Annotated in this window: 15 protein-coding genes; 8 read left to right on the top strand and 7 right to left on the bottom strand. The window is 36.5% G+C overall.

Annotation, left to right across the window (positions count from 1 at the left end):
* Positions 1 to 35: 35 nt before the first annotated feature.
* From LV89_RS20640 to LV89_RS20625, 4 genes are all read right to left on the bottom strand, one after another.
* Positions 36 to 1,382 carry an FAD-binding protein gene (locus LV89_RS20640; RefSeq protein ID WP_109744825.1) on the bottom strand — a complete coding sequence of 449 codons (1,347 nt, stop codon included), beginning with the start codon at positions 1,380 to 1,382 and terminating at the stop codon, positions 36 to 38.
* A 278-nt stretch (positions 1,383 to 1,660) separates the two neighbouring features.
* On the bottom strand, positions 1,661 to 2,530 hold the full coding sequence (locus LV89_RS20635) for an alpha/beta hydrolase (RefSeq protein ID WP_109744824.1): 870 nt from the start codon (positions 2,528 to 2,530) through the stop codon (positions 1,661 to 1,663).
* Positions 2,531 to 2,589: 59 nt separating this feature from the next.
* Complete coding sequence (locus LV89_RS20630; protein ID WP_109744823.1) at positions 2,590 to 3,552, bottom strand: sugar phosphate isomerase/epimerase family protein; 963 nt, start codon at positions 3,550 to 3,552, stop codon at positions 2,590 to 2,592.
* A 183-nt stretch (positions 3,553 to 3,735) separates the two neighbouring features.
* Complete coding sequence (locus tag LV89_RS20625; protein ID WP_109744822.1) at positions 3,736 to 5,370, bottom strand: carboxylesterase/lipase family protein; 1,635 nt, start codon at positions 5,368 to 5,370, stop codon at positions 3,736 to 3,738.
* 484 nt (positions 5,371 to 5,854) lie between these two features.
* On the opposite strand from LV89_RS20625, the gene LV89_RS20620 reads away from it, so the two are divergent.
* The gene (locus LV89_RS20620; RefSeq protein WP_109744821.1) at positions 5,855 to 6,562 is read left to right on the top strand and encodes an NUDIX hydrolase; all 708 of its coding nucleotides are present in this window, start codon (positions 5,855 to 5,857) and stop codon (positions 6,560 to 6,562) included.
* 379 nt (positions 6,563 to 6,941) lie between these two features.
* Here LV89_RS20620 and LV89_RS20615 read toward each other — a convergent pair whose 3' ends face one another.
* From LV89_RS20615 to LV89_RS25330, 3 genes are all read right to left on the bottom strand, one after another.
* On the bottom strand, positions 6,942 to 9,317 hold the full coding sequence (locus LV89_RS20615; RefSeq protein ID WP_109744820.1) for a glycosyl hydrolase family 28 protein: 2,376 nt from the start codon (positions 9,315 to 9,317) through the stop codon (positions 6,942 to 6,944).
* 72 nt (positions 9,318 to 9,389) lie between these two features.
* A complete protein-coding gene (locus LV89_RS20610) occupies positions 9,390 to 10,439 on the bottom strand; it encodes a pectinesterase family protein (protein WP_109744819.1) in 1,050 nt (349 codons plus the stop codon).
* Between the two features lie 3 nt (positions 10,440 to 10,442).
* Complete coding sequence (locus LV89_RS25330) at positions 10,443 to 10,604, bottom strand: hypothetical protein (protein WP_158279649.1); 162 nt, start codon at positions 10,602 to 10,604, stop codon at positions 10,443 to 10,445.
* Positions 10,605 to 10,767: 163 nt separating this feature from the next.
* Between LV89_RS25330 and pelA the strand changes: the two genes are divergently transcribed.
* The 7 genes from pelA to LV89_RS20575 all read left to right on the top strand — a co-directional run bounded on the left by pelA (position 10,768) and on the right by LV89_RS20575 (position 21,580).
* Positions 10,768 to 11,793: a pectate lyase gene (gene pelA / locus LV89_RS20605; RefSeq protein ID WP_109744818.1), complete on the top strand. Its 1,026-nt coding sequence runs from the start codon at positions 10,768 to 10,770 to the stop codon at positions 11,791 to 11,793.
* 191 nt (positions 11,794 to 11,984) lie between these two features.
* Positions 11,985 to 13,343, top strand: coding sequence for a glycoside hydrolase family 88/105 protein (locus LV89_RS20600; RefSeq protein ID WP_109744817.1), 1,359 nt, complete (start codon positions 11,985 to 11,987; stop codon positions 13,341 to 13,343).
* Positions 13,340 to 14,578 carry a rhamnogalacturonan acetylesterase gene (locus LV89_RS20595; protein ID WP_109744816.1) on the top strand — a complete coding sequence of 413 codons (1,239 nt, stop codon included), beginning with the start codon at positions 13,340 to 13,342 and terminating at the stop codon, positions 14,576 to 14,578. The genes LV89_RS20600 and LV89_RS20595 overlap by 4 nt, the downstream gene beginning before the upstream one ends.
* 205 nt (positions 14,579 to 14,783) lie before the next feature.
* A complete protein-coding gene (locus tag LV89_RS20590) occupies positions 14,784 to 16,859 on the top strand; it encodes a rhamnogalacturonan lyase family protein (protein ID WP_158279648.1) in 2,076 nt (691 codons plus the stop codon).
* A 90-nt stretch (positions 16,860 to 16,949) separates the two neighbouring features.
* A complete protein-coding gene (locus LV89_RS20585; protein WP_374755155.1) occupies positions 16,950 to 18,098 on the top strand; it encodes a glycoside hydrolase family 88/105 protein in 1,149 nt (382 codons plus the stop codon).
* A 58-nt stretch (positions 18,099 to 18,156) separates the two neighbouring features.
* On the top strand, positions 18,157 to 18,951 hold the full coding sequence (locus LV89_RS20580) for a rhamnogalacturonan acetylesterase (protein ID WP_109744814.1): 795 nt from the start codon (positions 18,157 to 18,159) through the stop codon (positions 18,949 to 18,951).
* Between the two features lie 415 nt (positions 18,952 to 19,366).
* Positions 19,367 to 21,580, top strand: coding sequence for a fasciclin domain-containing protein (locus LV89_RS20575; protein WP_109744813.1), 2,214 nt, complete (start codon positions 19,367 to 19,369; stop codon positions 21,578 to 21,580).
* Positions 21,581 to 21,654 lie beyond the last annotated feature (74 nt).

Raw genomic sequence — 21,654 nt, 5'->3', positions numbered from 1 at the left:
AAATTGGGATATTGTGAGAATGTTGAACGTGTATTTTAACCAAATAAATTCACGTCAATAAACTCATTTCTGAATTTTCCTTCTGGGTCGTGTTTAGTCATTAATGCCTTGAAATCAGCTAATTCCTTAATTCTTCCTTGTAAAACAGAAGGCTTCAAAGTGAATATTTTACCCCAGTGTGGACGTGGATTGAAAGGAGCGAGGGCTTCTTCGATAAGCGGTAAAAGTGCGGTTACAGCTTCAATTTCTTGTTTCCAAGTGAAGTGAAAAGCTACACAAGTTTTGCCATTGAAAGGACTCATCAATAAATCATCAGCAGCGATGGCTCTAACTTCTGTAATCATTAAATGTGGCGAAACTTTTTCGTTCAATTTTTCAATTGCCATGAAACCTTCGTAGGCATTTTCAAAAGGAATGAAAAATTCTGACTGTAATTCCTTTCCGCTACTTGGCGTAAAACCCATTCTAAAATGTGGCATACGCTCGTACCAAGGACCTTCAACGCCCATTTGTTCGGTACAGTTGATAGCGTCAAGGGCTTCGATAGGGTGGAGGTTTTTAGTCGCTAATTTTGCTCCGTAAAATTCTGGAGCTATTTCTTTCATGTCTTCCGACTTACTTTTTATCCAAACTTCGCTAACGTTTTTCTTCGTCCAGTCGGTGAATAAACTTACGCTATAACCTGCTGACATAATGGCTTCAAAATTCTTTTCCAATTCTGTCATGGCTAAGTTTTGATAAACCACCTGTTTCATTTTGAAGGTTGGTTGTACATTAAGCGTAATTTTAGTGGCAATTCCCAACGCTCCCAAATTCACGACTGCTCCTAAAAATTCCGCTCCGTCTTTTTCTCTGGTTAAATTGACAACTTCTCCTTTTCCGTTGACAAACTCAATTCCAGCAACTGCCGTAGCCAAACTACCATTTTTGATACCCGAACCATGCGTAGAAGTGGCACACGCACCTGCAACTGAAATATGTGGTAATGATGCCAAATTGTGTAAGGCAAAACCGCTTTCATCTAATTGTTTACAGAATTCTCCGTATTTGATTCCTGCTCCAACCGTTACCGTTTTTTTCTCTTTATCAATAGAAATAACTTTATTGAATTCCGCTGATGAAATCTGATTTTCGGTACTATCCGCAATTTTGTTGAAACAGTGTTTGGTACCTAAACCTCTAACTTTTTCACACTTTTTGATAGTTTCTTGGAGTTCTTCTACCGTTTTGGGAGTGAATAAATTATCGGTACTATAAGTTAAATTTCCTGCCCAGTTGGTGCGTGGAGCAGCTTTTGCTTTTTCTTTACAAGAAATCAATTGAGGAAACATTGCTCCGACTGTTAAAAGTGATGTTGCTTTTAGGAAAGTTCTTTTTTTCATAGGGATGATTAAGTTGGTAAAGGATTTATAATTGAGATGGTTGGATTTTAAGTGGTTAAGTACCAATAACAAATTGTTTAATACTTTGATATCGTTTATTATGTAGGAGTGTATTGCATCCCAATACTGTCAATTTTATTTTTTTATTGTACCAAAATTTAGATAATTCCTGTTTCAACGCTGACAGGGTTCAAAACCCTGTCAGCGTTAAGCAGATAAATTTCTTAAATTGACAGCATCGGTATCGCATACGCTTTCCAATATTTATGGCATTATTTCTATTTCAAATACCCCTGCATTTTGAGCCAATTCCCGAAGCTATCAATCCAGCCATCGGTTGAGATTCCTGTTTTTCTCATACCAAAACCGTGTCCGCCTTTTTCATAAATATGTAATTCGGCAGGTTGTTTGGCATCAAACCATTTGCGGTAAATATTAATGCTGTGAGGCATAAATCCTAATTGGTCGTCGCTGGCAACGGCTATGAAAATGGGTGTTTTTTCTTTGGGCATATTATTCCCAATGATGGCATTTTCATAAGCGTAGATAGGAGCAACGAAATTGGGACGATTACTATCTTCAGCACTATAAACGACTGACATCGTTAGTGTTCCTCCTGCTGAAAACCCCATAAAACCGATTTTTTTCGGGTCAAGATTAAATTCTTTCGCATGGTCACGGACGTATTTTACAGCGGTCAAACCATCTTGTGTTGCTAATGGAACGACCGTCGCATTTTCTTCATCCAATGCTTTGAAGTTTCCCATTTTGGGCATTAATTCTTTTACAGGGTCATCAGTTAAACTATGTACTACACGATATTTTAACACAAATGCCGTAACGCCTTTGGCATTCAACCATTTTGCCACATCAGTTCCTTCATTATCAATAGAAAGTGTGTGAAATGCTCCACCTGGGGCAACAATTACAGACGTTCCGTTGGGATTTTCAGGTATATAAGCAGTTATCGTTGGACTCGCAACATTATAAACCACTTTGGTATTGAAGATATTTTTTTCAGAAGTCGCTTCTTGCCAAGTCCAATTTTCAGAACCTTTTGCTTTGCCTTCGTAAAGAGAAATAACTTTCTGAGCGTTTGAGTTGAATAAAAAGGCAAAGGAGATGAATAGTACGAGTGTTTTTTTCATGAAAAGAGGGAGAGTAATGGACAATTGAGAGTTGACAACTGTCCATTATCAATTATTCATTAAATCTTGCTTGTCAAATAATCAGAACTACGTTTTAGGGCGATAGCAGGGTCTTTTACCATATCTTGTTCTACAAAGAAATGTTCAACACCTACTTCTTTTGCTTTTTTTACAATTCCTTGTAAATCAAGTACGCCATCACCTGCTGAAGCCATTAAAGCAAACATTGGCATCCAGTCGCCCATTCCGCCACCGTCACCTGCGAATTGCTTTTTCTCCTTCATGTCCTTCAAATGCAACATTTTATAGCGGTTTGAATATTTCGTTAAATACTCAATTGGGTCTGCTCCACCTGCGGTTGTCCAGAAAATGTCCATTTCAAAAAATACCAAATTAGGGTCGGTATTATCCAAAATAATTTGAAGAGGAACTTGTCCGTTCATCGGTTTGATACCATATCCATGATTGTGATATCCAAACTTAATGCCTTGTTTTTTAGCACTTTCACCAATTTTGTTGAATGCCTCAGCAATACGTTTGTAATCATCAAGCGTTTGGCGTCTATCATCAGGAATGGCTGGAAGCGTAACATATTTATGCCCTAAAATATGAGCAGCTTCTCCCAATGCACCCATGTTTGTTTCTAAAGTTTCCAAGTCTGTATGTGTTCCCGGACTTGTCATTCCGTGGTCATCAAGGATTTTTTTCACGTCTTGAGCAGTTCTTCCAAAATATCCACTACCTGAAAATCCTAACATTTTACCAGCACCTTCCCAACTTTTTTTAGCTTTTTCTGCACTGAATGGAAAAGGGCCGAAAAGTTCTAATTCTTTATAACCCAAAGATTGTAACATTTTGATTCCACCCATATAATCCTCAGAAAGCATTTTTGGGATAGAAAAAAGCTGAATACCTAATTTGTTTTCCTGTTTCAATTCTGCCATGATATTAGCAAAAGGTGTTATCGCAGCAGCGGTAGCCAAAAGGGATGTATTTTTTAAAAATTCTCTTCTTGTTGTCATTGTATTTTACATTTACGATTGATATTGTAGGACAGGTTTCCAACCTGTCAGTAAGTTTTTTGATAAGTTGAAAACCTATCAGTATAATATTTGACTTGGAGTAACTTCTCGAAAGTTTTAAAACTTTCGAGAAGTTGAAGATTAAAAGCTTAGTAAGTTTTTTTGACAGGTTGGAAACCTGTCTTACTTATTCTTAAAAGCTTTATCTAAAAACTCATAACGAGCGTCGTTAATAGCTTTTTCAGTTTTTGACTCAACATCAATAATCATTACTGGAGGAGTTGCATCACCTGCTTTTGCAGCCGTCCATTCTGGTAATTTTCCACCGTTAGGATTTCCCGTTTTGATGAAATTGGCAAAGTAGTTAAACATCGTATCTGATACTTTATAATCTTCTGGAGTCCAAGCATATTCTTTTACCAAATGAAGATTTCCCATGCAATATTCAATTTCGCAAGCGTGTGGAGCACCTACGGGAGCAGGAGGTTTTGGAGCATTTGCATCTTTTTTCACTGTACCACCCGCTAAACCAGAAGCCATAGAATTATCTACTAAATCAGGTCTGATTTTGCTATACAAATAACGATAAACAGGTTGTGAAGAATTATTACGGTGCAAATCAAACCATTTCCATGTGCTATAAGAAATGAATCTGTCTGATGCTAAAGCCGTAGCAGATAATTCAACTTCTTTGTCTGAACTGTGTGGATACATTTTTAAAACTTCCTCAAAATCAGCAGGATACGCTTCTTTTACTTTAGCAGTGAAGTTTTCAGCCGTATAAGGTTTTCCTTGCATAAATGCCATTCCCGGGATTTCGGCAGAGTTCCAACCTACTAAAAGAGGTACTTGTGCTTGTTCTTTTGCTCCGAAGATTTGTGGAAGCGTTTTTGGTAAGAAATATCCATCTAACACAACAGGAAAACCAAATCTTTTAGATTCGTTGTACATTTCGTACACTTCTCTTGTTGATAAAGCTCTCAATTGTTTTAAAGAAGGTACACCTGCTTTTTGGGCAAATTCAGCTCCTTGTTTTTCAGCTTCTGCCAAAGTTACAGGAGCCATAGTTGGGTTAATTCCTGCACCACTTTCTCCGATAGCTCCAGCAATTAAGCCTTTTGATAATGGAGAAGCCATTTGATAACTCACTGAAATAGAACCTGCTGATTCTCCTGCAATCGTTACTTTTTTAGGGTCACCACCAAACTGAGCAATGTTTTTCTGAACCCATTTTAAAGCGGCAATTTGGTCGAAATATCCATAATTTCCAGAACCTTTGTATGAGGTTTCAGCACTTAATTCTGGGTGAGCAAAATTGCCAAAAATGTTCAAACGATAGTTGCAAGTAACAACTACAATTCCTTTTTTCGACATACTTTCTCCGTCATAACGTGGTTCTGAACCATCGCCCGCAACGTTACCACCACCATAGAAATACACTAAAACGGGTAAATCTTTTGTGTTTCTTTTGGTAGGTGTCCAAACATTTAGGTAAAGACAGTCTTCACTTACACCGTTTGAACGTGAATTCATATCGCCAAAAACAACCGTTTGCATTGGTCTTGCACCAAATTTCTTGGTTTCTTTTACGCCCGTCCAATTTGCTAAAGGTTGTGGAGCTTTCCAACGTAATTCACCAACGGGTGGTTTTGCGAAAGGGACTCCAAAATAAGTTTGAATACCCGACTTTGTGTCGTAATTCCCTTCAATCACACCATTTTCAATGGTAGTTTGTACTGCAAAAGCATTATTTCCTTGTGCCATTCCTGAAAAATTAGCAAGACAAAGCAGTCCGAATAAATAGACTATTTTTTTCATTTTTTTAGGTTAAATTTATTATTGTCGCATTTTGAGACAATAATAATTGGTTTTTAAAATTAATCCTATTTATTTGTGAAAAATTTATATTTGTGATTTAGGGGTTGGGGGTTAGGTTTTAGGATTTAGGGAGGTTTTTCGGCTCAATTTCCCGAAACAATATCCATTGTGAGTTTAACCCTTAACGAAGTTATTTCGGGAAGTTCCAAGGAATTAAGTACACTGTTTAATAAATTTTCTGAATAATTTTTATCCTAAAATGTTTGATTAAGGGACTTCCCGAAAGTTTTTTACCCGCAATGGATATTGTTTCGAGAAGTTGAAAAAACTTATTAAACAGTGTATTAAGAATGAAGAAGGAAAGTCGCAGCATTACTTCTAAATTCTCCATTCATTGTTCTGGCTTCTGACTTATTTTTACTTAACCTGATGGCTATGATGCTAACTCCAACCCCTAAATCCCAACCCCCAACCCCTAACAAAAGTGAACGAAACTACCTTTTTACGCCACATAGCTTATGACTCAGTCATTTTTGGTTTTTCGGGAGAAAAACTGAAAATTCTCATCATGAAATATCATAATACAGGTTTGTATGCCTTACCAGGTGGATTTGTGCAAAGAGATGAAAATTTGAATGATGCTGTAAGGAGAGGATTGAAAGAAAGAACAGGTTTAGCAAATATTTACTTGGAACAGTTTTATACTTTTGGGGACGTGACTCGCTATAAACCTGAAATTATGCAGACGATTTTAGAAGCCAACGAACATAATGTAGAGCCTTACCAATGGATGTTGGATAGATTTATTTCGGTGGCATATTATGCCTTGATTAATTATCGTGAGGTGGTACCAACACCCGATGCGTTATCAGATTCTTGTGATTGGTATGATATAAATGAATTACCAACTTTGATGCTCGACCATGCCGAAATTGTAGCGAAAGCCTTACAAACTTTACGGGATAATTTGGAACGGAAATTAGTAGGAACGAATCTTTTGCCACCATTATTTACTTTAACAGAATTGCAAAAAGTGTATGAAGAGATATTAGGAGAGAAATTACACCGAGGAACTTTTCAGCGGAAAATTTTAGGTTTAGGACTTTTGCAGAGACATGAAAAACAGTTTTCAGGAAAGGCTCATAAAGCTCCGTTTTTGTATAGTTTTGGAGAGGGGGGGGGGAGTTTATGAGTTTAAAGTTTAAAGTTTATGAGTTTATGAGTGGAAAGTTTATGAGTTTAAAGTTTATGAGTTTATGAGTTTAAAGTTTATGAGTTTATGAGTGGAAAGTTTATGAGTTTATGAGTTTATGAGTTTAAAGTTTATGAGTTTAAAGTTTATGAGTTTAAAGTTTATGAGTTTATGATTTATGAGTTTATGGGTTTATGGGTTTATGAGTTTAGGGTTTATGAGTTAAGAGTTTATGAGTTTAGGGTTTATGAGTTAAGAGTTTATGAGAAATTGTACTTTAAACTTTTCACTCATAAACCAATAACTCATAAACTCATAAACTTTCCACTCATAAACTTTCCACTCATAAACTCATAATCTCATAAACCCTTCACTCCATCTATTTCTTCAAAACAACGCTATTGCTTACTTTATTTCCTAAAACAACGCCATTTTTCACATTTTTAATATCTGTGTTCAATAAGCGAATTGCTTTTGAGCGTGTACCTTGAACTTTTAAGAATGTTTCTGCATTAGTGCCAAATTTAATTCCATCAAGTGTTACGTTTTGACTATTCTGAATTTGTCCGATGGTATTATCTTGGGTCAAAAGTGTGATGTTTTTCAAGTTAATGTCCTGAGCTTCAATACAAAGTAAACCTTTGTTGCATTCAAGAATAGCATTTTCGATATTGATATTTTTGATTGCCATTTCTGGTAAACCTCTAATCAAAATCCCTGTTTCAGCTCCTTTACACACAATATTTTGAATAAAGAAATTCTTGAATTGTGGGGTTGCTTCGCTTACAGGTTCTGCTTTAATTTCTGGTAATTCTTTTACTTCACCTGATGCCAATGATTCTCCCGATGCCAAAACTGGGTCTTTTGCAGCGTAGTACATATCAAATAAAACGGCTTCTCCCGGAATTTCGGTCATATTTACATTATTCACATAAATATTTTCAACAACGCCACCACGTCCACGAGCAGTTTTGAAACGTAAACCAACGTCAGAACCCATAAAAGTACAGTCAGAAATAAACATATTTCTCACACCTCCCGACATCTCTGAACCAATCACAAATCCGCCATGTGCATGGTAAACGATATTATTTTTAACGATAAAGTTTTCGGTTGGTACACCACGTTTACGTCCTTGCTCATCTCGTCCAGATTTAATCGTAATTCCGTCATCGCCTGTGCTAAAATTACAACCTTCCAAGATACCATTACGGCAAGATTCTAAGTCAATAGCATCACTGTTTTGTGCATACCAAGGATTATTTACCGTAACATTTCTAACGGTGATATGGTCGCATAAAAGCGGGTGCATTGTCCACGCAGGAGAATTTTGAAGCGTAAATCCTTCTAAAATAATATTTTTACAACGAGTTAGACTCAACATATTTGGACGAAGGAAATCTTTGTAAGATTCCAATTCTTCCATGCTTGGACGTATGGTATATGTACCTACGCTGTCTTTTCTCAATCGTCCAGCATTAGGAATTTGGTTGCCTTTCAATGACTTTTCAGAAGGATACCACATATCTTTTTTCTCATTGGTAACACCTGTTTTAATCAATTTCGACCATTGTCCAGCCGTCATTTTATCTCTTTTGATGGCACGCCAAACGTCTCCGCCACCATCAATTACGCCAGCACCTGTGATAGCAATATTTTCTAAATCAAATCCACCGATTGGAGCTTGACAACGGTATGAATCTTGTCCTTCCCAAGTAGTTAGTACGATTGGATAATCGGCATAATTACGGCTGAATTGCAATAAAGCCCCTTTTTCAACATGAAGATTTACATTGCTTTTCAAAACGATTGGTCCTGTTACCCAAAGTCCTTTCGGAATCAACACTGTTCCACCGCCTGCGGCATTACATAATTCTATGGCTTGATTGATGGCTTTTGTATTTACCGTAAGTCCATCTGCTTTTGCTCCGTAACGAACAATGTTGAAAGTATCTTTTTTGAATGTAGGACGATAAACAACTGGCAATTCATATTCATATTTATCCACAAATTCAGTTTTTTTCAAGAAGCTTTTTAGTGGATTCCCTTGTTTAACCATTTCATCTGCTACCATATTTGCCATTAATCTCGCTCCATAAGGCGAAAAGTGCGTATTGTCTTCATTACTTTTGGGGAATTTAGAATAAATACCTCCTCCAAAAATCATGAACATTTTTTTAGAACCTTCCACACCGTGTTGCTCAATGATTTTTTGACTTTCCTTGTGTGCATCAATCAAGTATAAATGATATTGTTGAGCAATTTCACGAACAACTTTTGGGTATTCGCCGTGTTGGTCAACGAACTTGCCGTTTTCATCAAATTTTCTACGCATTACGGGCGTAAGCAAAATTGGCGTAGCACCTTTTGCTTGCGTTTCCTCAATGTAGCGAATCAAGTTTTTACGATAATCCGTTTGCGGAGCTGCGTAACGTGTGGTGTCTGATTCTTTTTGGTCATTATGTCCAAATTGAATAAAAACAAAATCACCTTTGTGTAATTGGTCGTTTACTTTTTTCCAATGTCCCAACGTTCTGAAACTTTTGGTGCTACGTCCGTTTACAGCATGATTTTGAATTTCAACGGCATTCGTAAATAATTGAGGGAATGCCTGTCCCCAACCCATTTCTGGTTCATCATAAGGATTTTTATTGGCACAAGTGGAGTCGCCAATTAAGAAAATTCTTGGTTTATCATCTGCCGATTTGAAGGCAAAAATGAGCGTCAGAGCAATTATTGAAAGTATTTTTTTCATTTGTATTAATTTGAAGTAAATAGCCTTTTAGCACTATTTCAGTTTTAAAAACGAGTTTTTATGATATATTCTTTATTTCAAAGGATTCCATTTTCCTTCAAAAGTCCATTGAACGGTTACTGTTTTTGGGTCGATAGTAAAATTATTGGCGTGCCATTGATAGTCGCCCGCTTTTCTATGGCAGTTTTGATAATAAACTCTATGTCCCCATTGTGGCATTGGACTGCTTGATACGTGGTAGATTTCGGCATCAGCCATATTTTCATCAAATTGACAATCCAATAAATAAAACTGGGCAGGACGATGATAACGCCCCAATTTATATCCTTTGTCGCCCTCGAAAGTACAGTTTTTCAAAACCGTTTTGGCAGATTCATGATTAGAACCGTCGTGCCAGATAGCGGCGTTCATGTTATGGCAAACAAAATGACAGTTTTCAGCCCAAGCCCAACCTCTCGGGCAATAGAAATCAACGCCCCCTTCCATGGTACAGTCCTTAAAATAGAACATTCCGCCTTCTACGTCCCACGGACTCACGGTATCACCACCGCCTGCACGGAAAGTACAGTTTTTGAAAATTAAACGAGTAGCTCCTGGCATTGACCGAAAAGCAAATTGATGTCCGTCTTTTCTGACTACCTTTTTACCAACTTCTTCAGAGCTTTCTCGGTGAATGGCATAACCTTTATTAGCAGCACCTACGCCACCAGCATCGGTATTACAGATAATTGTTGTGTCTTTTTTTGCCGTAAAACCGTAGTCATTCAAAACGGTAAGTTTTTCAAAAGTTAAATCATGTCCTTTTACATTGATAGTGGCTGCCCCGTAGTCATCGGTATTGGCACAACGCCAAATATCTCTTGGTTGAGCAATACGAATAATGACGCCTGCTTCGCTTTGTCCTTCCAATTTTATGAACGATTTGGCAATCATCAATTTTTCAGAATAGACCCCATTTTTAATATAGATAGTTCGGGTTTTAGTAGTTGTACTATCCAGACTATTGATGGCATCTTGGATACTTTTGAAAGCTCCCGAACCGTCTTTGGCAACCGTTATTTTTTGAGAAAAGGAAGAGAAAACAGTTAATCCCCAAAAAAGAAAAGTAATGATGTTTTTCATGTATTATGTTTTGTGGTGTGAATAACGATAACGTTTATCCTTATTCATAATTCGGTAAAATGATACAGACTCATAAAGCCAATATGAAAGCATAATTACCCAATATTTAAGGAAGTTTTTAGGAATTCTGAAAATACACAAAAGGCAATAATGCGTATCCTGCATGATTTTAAGATTTATTTATTGATGCTAACTTCATTAGATTTTTATGGTCAAATACTTTAAGGGTTATCAAGTTCATAATGTATTGACTTATCAACTTACGATTTTTATATAATTCCTTTCACTCTTCATATCGAATGCACAATTGCTTCAATTAACTATAATCATGGTAAAAAATGTCTTATTTATTGCATCTCTAACTTTTTTGGCGTTGTCTTCACATGGGCAAATGGTGACAGACTCTACCGCTGAAAAGATGCTATTGTACCAACGTAACAATGGAGGTTTTCCTCAACCTCATGGCGACCCCATAAAGTATGATTTGGCTATTTCTGAAAAACTAAAGGCGACTTTATTGGCTGAAAAACCGCTTTTAGATGCCACAATTGATGACCAAGCCACAACTCGTGAAATAAAAGGATTGGCAAGTGCTTATCAAAAAACACAGAATCCCGTTTATTTGAAGGCAGTTGAAAATGGAATTAATTATTTGATAACCGCTCAAAATTCAGCAGGAGGTTGGGGGCAATTTTATCCAGATTCAAGTGGCTATCATAAACATATTACTTATAATGACAACGCCATGATTGATGTGATGTGGATTATGAAATATGCTTCAGAATGTACACATGATTTTGAGAAAATTGATAAGAAAATCGCTCAAAATGCAAAAATAGCCCTTGAAAAAGGCATACAGTGTATTTTGAAAACTCAGGTTGTTCAAAACGGAAAATTGACTGCTTGGTGTGCTCAACACGACAGAAAAACCTTAAAACCTGCTAAAGCCAGAATGTTTGAATTACCTTCGCTTTCGGGTAATGAAAGTGTTGGAATTACTCGATTTTTAATGAGTATTGATAAACCTTCGGCAGAAATTAAGAAATCGATTCAGTCGGCAGTAGAATGGTTGGAATCAGTAAAAATTGTAGGAATTAAAACCAAAGATATTCCAGATGCAAGCCAACCGAAAGGAAAAGACAGAATTGTTGTAGAAGACCCTAACTCAGTAGTTTGGGCAAGATTTTATGAGCTGGATACCAACAAACCATTTTTTGTAGGCAGAAATAGTATTCCTAAAAGTACCCTTGCAGAAATTGAAAATGAACGTAGGGTAGGATATGCCTATTATGGGGTTTGGGCTAAAGCTTTATTAGAGAAGGATTATCCTATTTGGAAAACAAAGTGGAAATAATCATTAGGATATTTTAGTACAAAAAATTAGATAATATCATACAATAACTTCATCTATAAGGTAGTAGAGTACAGGACGGCAACAGTGAGGCTATTTAGTATTTTTGATGAATAAATATAATTTTTCAAAGGAGATAGTCTCTTCCGCTGTACAATTCTAATATTATAGAGTTGACTAAGCAAAATCAAAAAATGAAAAAAAACATTGTATTAATTTTTACTCTTTTAGTTAGTTCAACAGGTCTTTATGCTCAAAGAAATGTTACAAATGCGAATGACTCAAACACGCCTTTACATTTGTTAAGACCAGATTACCCAATTAATTATGGTATTCCAAAAGCAGAAGAAATAAAAGGTTCTTTGGATAAAATTCATGCGTATTTGAATGAAGTAACACCCGCTGAATTTATTAATTCAAAAACTGGTGAAACCGTTACAGATTTATCAAAATTAGATGAAAATACAGCTTTGAAAAAAGGCGATTTCAGAATTGTAAGTTATGAATGGGGAGTTACTTATGGAGCGATGTTATTGGCAAGTCAAGCTACTGGTGATGCACGTTTTAAAGAATACTCTGAAAAAAGATTACAATTTATAGCCAATGCTGCTCCATTCTTCAAAAAAACAACTGAAGAACACGCAGATTGGGGAACAAAAGGACCATTAAAAGGATTATTGACACCGCACGCTTTAGATGATTGCGGAGCGATGTGTGCTGCCATGATTAAGGCATCTCGTGAAGGAAGTAAATCTAATTTTCGCCCGTTGATTGATTCGCATATTGACTATATTCTTAACAAAGAACACCGTTTGAAAGATGGAACTTTAGCAAGAAATCGTCCACAACCAAACTCACTTTGGTTAGATGATATGTTTATGGGAATTCCTGCTTTAGCTCAAATGGGAAAACTCACAGGCGACAAAAAATATTATGATGAAGCGGCACGTCAAGTCTTGTCTTTTTCTAAAAAAATGTTCAACAAAGATAAGAACGTATATATGCACGGTTGGATTGAAGGCATGACCGAACATCCACAATTTCACTGGGCAAGAGCCAACGGTTGGGCAATTCTTACGAAAGTTGAATTGTTAGACGTTTTACCAGAAAATCATCCTGCTCGTCCAGAAATTTTAGCCTTATTAAAAGCACACGTAAAAGGCTTAACAGGTTATCAGTCAGGTTCAGGATTTTGGCATCAATTGCTTGACCGTGAGGATTCTTACCTTGAAACATCAGCCACCGCAATTTATACTTATGCTATTGCTCGTGCTATCAATCGTGGTTGGATAGATGGTCTTGCTTATGCACCAATGGCACTTTTAGGTTGGAATGCCGTAGCAACGAAAATCACAGAAAAAGGTCAAGTAGATGGCACTTGTGTAGGTACAGGAATGGGTTTTGACCCTGCATTTTACTATCACCGTCCAATCAGCCCATTTGCAGCACATGGATATGGCCCTGTAATTTTAGCAGGTTCAGAAGTGATAAATTTATTGAAAAACAAGAAATTTGAGATAAACGATAGTTCAGTTCAGTTATTACAAAAATGAAAAAACTAATTTTCTTGATTGTATTGATGTCTCAACTTACATTTGCCCAAGTGCCTCAAAAGTTCAATTTTGAGGCACTAAGTAAAAAAGGTTTTGTCACAATATCACCCGAACTTATTTATACTCCTGTTCAAGCTTATGGCTATGTGAAAGGAACAAATAACCGTTATTTTACTTTTGATATATCTGAAGGAAATTACGATGTGATTATGCAGTTTGGTAGTAATACCACTGAATCTGAGACCACAATTAAAGTTGAGAATAGAAGGTTGGTTCTTGAAAAAATACAAGTTGCTAAAGGTGAAACTGTAACCAAAACGTTTACGGTAAATATTAGAAATGCTAAAATTGATGAGACAAGAAGCGTAGAATTAAAACCACGAGAATCATCTTATTTACATTGGGATAACCAATTAACGTTTGAATTTTGTGGTAAAAATCCTGCCGTAAGAAGTATTGAAATTAGACCAAATAAAAAGGCTATTACGGTTTTTTTAGCGGGCAATTCTACGGTAGTTGACCAAATTCAAGAACCTTTTACGGCATGGGGACAAATGATTCCAAGGTTTTTTAATCCGCAGAAAATTGCCATTGCCAACCATGCAGAATCAGGAGAGTCTTTGAAAAGTTTTGTGAGTGAAAATAGATTAGAAAAGATATTGTCACAGATGAAAAAGGGCGATTATTTATTTGTTGAATTCGCTCATAATGACCAAAAAATCAAAGATTTTAGACCTTTTATTGAGTATAGAAACTTACTTAAAGACTTTATAGAGAGAACTCGTCAAAAAGGAGGGAATCCTGTATTGGTAACGTCTATGCACCGTCGAAATTTTGATGAAAATGGAAAGATAATTAATACACTTGGCGATTTTCCAGAGGCAATGAGACTAACCGCTCAAGAATACAGTGTTCCTTTGATAGACCTAAATGCCATAAGTAAAATTCTTTGGGAAAGTATGGGAGTAGAGGAGTCTAAAAAAGCATTTGTTCATGTATCTGCTAATACATATCCTAACCAAGATAAAGCCATTGCAGACAATACTCATTTTAGCAATTATGGAGCGTACCAATTAGCGAAATGTATCGTTGAAGAAATTAAAAAAATACAATTGCCAATTTCTAAATATTTAGTGGAAACGCAACCATTTGACCCACATTTTCCAGATAATTTACAAACATGGGATTTTCCGGCAAGTCCAGCAATACCAGTAGTTAAACCTGATGGAAATTAACGTTTTTTGTGATAATTAATGTGTCTAAATAACACTTTATAGGATAAAATATCAGGGTCAATTCTGAGCAATTGATTAAAAATATTAAAAGTAAACTATAGTAAAATTGGGATAATTTACATGACCCCGACAGCGGTTGCATAAACCCTGTCGGCGGTTAATGTTTTTGAATCCTAAAACGCAAAGTCTCATAAACCTTTTCCTAATGCACGCACGTTTCCTCATTGTATTTCTACTTTTTGCCACCATTTGTCAAGGTCAACGTTTGGTTGAGAACCTCAATCGTGGACTAATTGCTGTGCGTACCAACCCAACCCAAGTATTTTTAAGTTGGCGTTTATTAGGAACAGAACCAGAATCAACAACCTTTAATGTTTATAAAGATGGTGTAAAAATAAACAGTTCTCCTGTTTTCACGACTACCAATTTTATTGATAATTCAAGTGGGAATGCTACCTATACGGTTCGTGCCATTATCAATAATGTTGAGCAAAGAGATTCTGAAAAATCAAAAACTTGGGAACAAGCCTATTTAGATATTCCACTAAAAGCTCCTGTTGGGGGCATCACTCCCGACGGCGTAGAATATACCTACAATGCCAATGATTGTAGTGTAGGTGATGTAGATGGTGACGGAGAATATGAAATAATTTTGAAATGGGACCCTTCAAATTCAAAAGATAATTCTCAAAGCGGTTATACAGGAAATGTGTATTTAGATGCTTTGAAATTGGACGGAACGCAATTATGGCGTATTGATTTAGGTAAAAATATTCGTGCAGGAGCTCATTATACCCAATTTATGGTTTATGACTTTGATTCTGACGGAAAGGCAGAAATCGCTTGTAAAACTGCCGATGGTACAATTGATGGAAAAGGAAAATTAATCGGAGATGAAAAAGCAGACTATCGTAATAAGTCGGGCTATGTACTTGCGGGGCCAGAATTTTTGACAATTTTCAACGGACAAACTGGCGAAGCAATGGCAACAACTGATTATTTGCCTGCTCGTGGAACGGTAGAAAGTTGGGGCGATAATTACGGAAACCGTGTGGATAGATTCATTGCGGCAGTTGCTTATTTAGACGGACAACGCCCAAGCCTTGTGATGGGGCGTGGTTATTATACTCGTTTGGTTAGAGCTGCATGGGATTGGCGTGATGGAAAATTGACTTCTCGTTGGGTTTTTGATAGCAACAATAATAATAAAGATTACGAGTATCAAGGCAATCACCAAATGACTGTTGGAGACGTTGATGGTGACGGAAAAGATGAAATCTTTAATGGAAGTAGTGCCATTGATGATGATGGAAAAGGTTTATATACGAATCATTTGGGACACGGCGATGCTCTGCACATGACCGATATGAACCCCGACCGTGAAGGACAAGAAATTTGGCAGTCGCATGAAAGTCCTTCAAAATATGGTGCTTACGGACTTGAATTTAGAGATGCTAAAACAGGCACGCCACTTTGGGGTGTTGATGGCGAAAATAAAGATATTGGTCGTGCTTTGGCAATTGACATTGACCCACGTTATAAAGGATATGAATGTTGGGGAGCTACGGGAGGATTATATGATTGCAAAGGAAACTCAATTGGAACGGCAAGACCATCTATGAACTTTGCCGTTTGGTGGGACGCTGACCTTTCTCGTGAATTATTAGACGGAAATCATATTGATAAATGGGATTATTTGAACGGAAAAGCTAACCGCATTTTAACTGCAACAGATTATTCTTCTAATAATGGAACAAAAGCAACTCCAAATTTGAGTGCAGATATTTTAGGAGATTGGCGTGAAGAAGTTATCCTTAGAAAAACAGATAATACTTCATTGAGAATATTTACAACGACTATTCCTGCAACTAACAGAATTTATACGCTCATGCACGACCCGCAATATAGAGTGGCAATTGCTTGGCAAAATTCGGCTTATAATCAACCACCACACCCAAGTTTTTATTTAGGCGATGGTATGAATAAACCGCCAAAACCTAATATTCAGTTAATTGCCAGAGAAGGTACGCAACTTATTACAGGAATTGAAGAGAATGTCACACATAAAGCAACGGTTTTTCCAAACCCATCAAAACATTCATTTCAGTTAAAAATGCAAGGAAAATTTACCTATTCAATCATCACGACGAATGGGCAAAAAGTAGAAAGCCACCATTGTAAAGACGAATGTGAAATTGGAGCGAAAATTCCAGTGGGTAGTTATATTATCCAAATAGAATCTTCAAATGGGAATGATTCTTTAAAAATTGTAAAAGAGTAGATTATTGAGGTGACGTTTTTTGTAACACAGACTTTAGTCTGTAAATCAATATTAAAGCCTGTGTTACAAAATAAATGACCATTTAAGAATATGAACAAACAAATATATATGTATTTCAAAACCCTTAGTATTGGGCTAATTATCATGGCATTAAGCATCAATTCAGATGCACAAAATATGCCTAAAAAACAAGAAGTTTTAAAAGCAATTACTGCAGCTAATGACTATTTCATGACCGAATGGTCGGACGTAAGTAAACCTATTTGGGCAGCCGATAAAACTCGTCCAAGTAATATTTGGACTCGTGGCGTATATTATGAAGGATTAATGGCTCTGTATAAAGTTGATAAGCAAAAACGCTATTATGATTATGCCGTTGCTTGGGGAGAAGCTCACAAATGGGGACTTAGAAACGGTACAAAAACCAGAAATGGAGATGACCAATGTTGTGGACAAACCTACATTGACTTGTACATGATTGACCCAAAACCAGAGCGTATCAAAGACATTAAAGAGAGCATGGATTTCATGGTCAATAGTGAAAAAAAAGATGATTGGTCGTGGATTGATGCTCTACAAATGGCAATGCCTGTTTTTGCTCAGTTGGGCGTAATTTATAAGGACAATCGCTATTATGAAAAAATGTACGAAATGTATATGTACACCAAAAATGTACATGGCGACAAAGGTTTGTATAATCCAGTAGAAAAACTTTGGTATAGAGATAAAGATTTTGACCCACCTTATGTAACGCCAGCGGGTAAAAGTTGCTATTGGTCACGTGGGGATGGTTGGGTTGTTGCTGCTTTGGTTCGAGTATTAGATATTATGCCCAAAAATGCTCCACATCGTGAAGAATATTTGAAGACTTATTTAGAAATGATGCAAGCTCTACCGCCTTTACAAAGAAAAGATGGTTTTTGGAATGTGAGCTTAATGGACGAAACTGATTTTGGAGGAAAAGAACTTACAGGAACAGCACTATTTACCTACGGAATGGCTTGGGGAATCAATAAAGGTTTGATTAGTAAAAAAACGTACAAACCAATAATTGCCAAAGCCATGAATGCTATGATAAAAGATTGCGTGCATCCAAATGGATTTTTGGGCTATGTGCAAGGAACAGGAAAAGAACCAAAAGATGGTCAACCACTTTCATTTGACAAAGTACCAAATTTTGATGACTATGGCGTAGGATGTTTCCTTTTAGCAGGAGCAGAAGTTTATAAAATGAAGTAACACAGACTTCAGGCTGTAATTAAAATAGACAGACTAAAGTCTGTGTTACAAAACAAAAATGAAAAAATATATTTTCTTGGTATTAAGCTGTATTTGCTTAATAAGTGCCAAACAAAAAACCAAACCAACACTCTATATCATTGGAGATTCTACGGTGAAAAATGGTTCTGGAAAAGGCTCAGACGGACAATGGGGTTGGGGAAGTATCGTTTACGAACATTTCGATACAACCAAAATCCATATTGAAAACCATGCCATTGGAGGGAGAAGTAGCCGTACATTTTTAACAGAAGGACGTTGGGATAAAATTTTGAAAAATCTCAAAAAAGGAGATTACGTCATGATGCAATTTGGGCATAACGATGGCGGTGCAATCAACGATACCACCAGAGCCAGAGGAAGCATCAAAGGAACAGGCGAAGAAACCCAAGAAATTGATAATATGCTTACTAAAAAGCATGAAATCGTGCATTCTTACGGGTGGTATATGAGAAAATACATCACCGAAACCAACGAAAAAGGAGCAACTGCCATTGTGTTTTCGCCTGTGCCACGTAATGTTTGGAAAGAAGGAAAAATTCCAAGAGACGGTTACACCAAATGGGCAGCAGAATCAGCCCAAACAGCAGGAGCATTTTTTGTAGATTTGAATGAAATGGTTGCTTCAAAATACGAATTATCGAATGAAGCAAAATTGAAAGCAGACTTCTTCCCGATTGACCACACCCACACCAATTTTGCAGGGGCAAAACTCAATGCTGCAACGGTCGTAGAAGGAATTAAAACGTTGAAAGATTGCAAAATCAACAAGTTTTTATTGACTGCAAGACAAATTAGAAAGCGTAGTAAATAAACAAATAGCTACCAATTAGAAATTTAGTAGTTTTCGCTGATAAAGTTATCTCTTTAAAATTCGTAAGGTTGTTCCAAAATCTTAGTAAAGCCTTACGAATTTCTCATAATTCTGTGGTGGCAAGTAGGAATTAGAATTGAGTTGTTGAGTATTAAAATAATAGCAACAACAAACCGCCTAATTTTTTAACGAATACTTATATAGACAACGACATGACGTATTGGAATTAGATTAGACAACTTTTAAAAAAGTTGTCTAATCTAAACAAAATTATTCCAAAATATATTCTGATACGTTATGTCATACTCTATATGTGAAATTCTTAAACAGTAATCTGATTAGGAGTTGTAAAAAAATAATCAAAATAAAATTGTACTTAACGAAGAAAATTTATAAAAATTACAATCAATAACGTATGAGACACCAATACCCAATGCGTACATTTTTTATCCTTTTTGTGGCTTTCAGTTCGTTGGTGAGTTGCACACGGGAGGAATTGGACATATACGCACGTCCTGAAGGATTAGAACCGCCCATTTATCAACAATTACAGGCTAAGAAGAATTTTAACACGCTCTTGCAGGTAATTGATAAAAGTGGTTACCAACGTACATTAAGTAGTGCAGGTTACTGGACAATGTTTGCTCCAAATGACGAAGCATTTACAAAGTATTTGCAAAAAAACAACCTGACTGTCGGTACAATCGACTCTACAAAAGCTCGTGAGCTAATCCAATATTTGTTGGTTTATAATGCTTTTGATAAAGATAGATTAGACGATTATCAATCTACTATTGGCTGGGTTCCGTCTAAGGCATTCAGAAGAAGAACGGCTTATTACACAGGTTTTTATACAGACCAAACATTTGATGGAGCATCTGTAAAAGCTGTTGCGTCAAACAGAAACTCGACCTTCTATTCAACGGCTGATAACAACAATAAATACCTGTCATATTTCACAGACAATTATTTTGCTGACAAAGGACTAACGGCGGCAGACTACAATTATTTCTACCCGAGTGTACCATATACAGGATTTAACGTAATGGACTCAAAAGTGGTAACTAAAGATATTGTTGCTGAAAATGGAATGATTCATGAAGTTGATAATGTCTTCACGGCACAACCGTCTATCGAAGAATACCTACGTAATAAACCCGAATACAGCGAGTTTAAGAAGATTTTGGAAAAATATGCAGTCAATTTTATTCCTAATGCAGAGGCAACCAAAAAATATCAGATTTTGACAGGAAAAAGCGACCAAGTGTATATTAAATCATACTCAAAACAAGCACTTACATTTTGGCCAAATAACGAAAACTTTACCAAGTTTGCCGATAACGACGGTCAGCAGGAGGCTTGGAGTATTTTTGTGCCAACTAATGAAACGCTACAACCTTACCTCAAAAATGTAATTCTTGAAAACTATGCGTCTTTGGATGTTGTGCCTTCAAGTATTATTGCCGATTTATTAAATGCCCATTTGTGGTCTTCGGGTGTGTGGCCAAGTAAATTCAAATCTTCATTTAATGGATTTGGAGAAGAAGCACGCTTTGACCCAGTTGCCAATGTTGTGGAGAAAAAAATATTGAGTAATGGGTTTTTCTACGGAACAAATAAAGTACAAGAAACCAATGTTTTCAGTACTGTTTATGCAAAAGCCTATCTCGACCCAAAATATTCAATCATGACCCGTTTATTGAATTTGGATTTAAGACCAACCATTCTTAATCCTAAATTCAATTATACCGTTTTCATGATGAGTGACGATGCCTTCAAAACCGCAGGTTATGATTATGACGGAGCAAAAAATGAATGGGGATATACTGCTCCGGGAACGACTACTCGTACCGTTGGCGATATTAACAGAAACAACTTATTAAGAATAGTAGCAACCAGTGTAATTCCTACGCCAAATAATGAGTTAGACAACTTAAATAAAGATGGAATTATAGATGCTTCTAATGGTGAATATATCAAATATTCTCAAAATAAAGTTTATTCAGCGGGCTTAGCAGATATTAGTAAAACCCTAACAATTTTAGGGTCAAAATCGGCTTCAAATGGGAAGGTTTATTATACTGATGGATTATTAAATTTTACCGCATTAAACATCGGGAAACACATTGAAACCTTAGGAACTGCCACAACTTCGCCATTTAACTTCTTTTGGCAATTCCTTAAAAACTCAGCCAATGCTTACAATGCCACAACAGGCGAAATCACAGGGACGGCTTCTGGGTCATTCTACACGGTTTTCGTACCTGATAACGCAGCGATTCAAGCAGCAGTTAATGCAGGGGTATTGCCCGGAACTGGTACTGGAGCTGTGAAAACTCCGAATTTTAATCCTACGACAAACGATGATAAACTAAAAGTTTTGAACTTCATTTCATATCATGTTTTGAATAAAAAATCTTTAATTCCTGATGGAAAAGAATCAGGTTCTATGGAAACTCTATTGAAAGACAATACAGGTGATGGTATTAGAGTGACAGTTATCAATTCAGTAGGAGCAATGCAAGTAACGGATAGAAACAGCCGTAAGTCGGTGGTAAATGTTGCCAAAAGTAACAACCTTTCTAACCGTGCAGTCATTCACTTAGTAGATAACTATTTGCAACCATGATAAGAAGATATTAGATAAGGTTCAAAAGGTTTTAAGCTCCTGAGAGCCTTATCGAAAGGTCTAATGTTATTTAC

This window comes from Arcicella aurantiaca, from assembly GCF_003148625.1.
Lineage (GTDB): Bacteria > Bacteroidota > Bacteroidia > Cytophagales > Spirosomataceae > Arcicella > Arcicella aurantiaca.
This window is presented reverse-complemented; position numbering and strand designations above follow the sequence as displayed.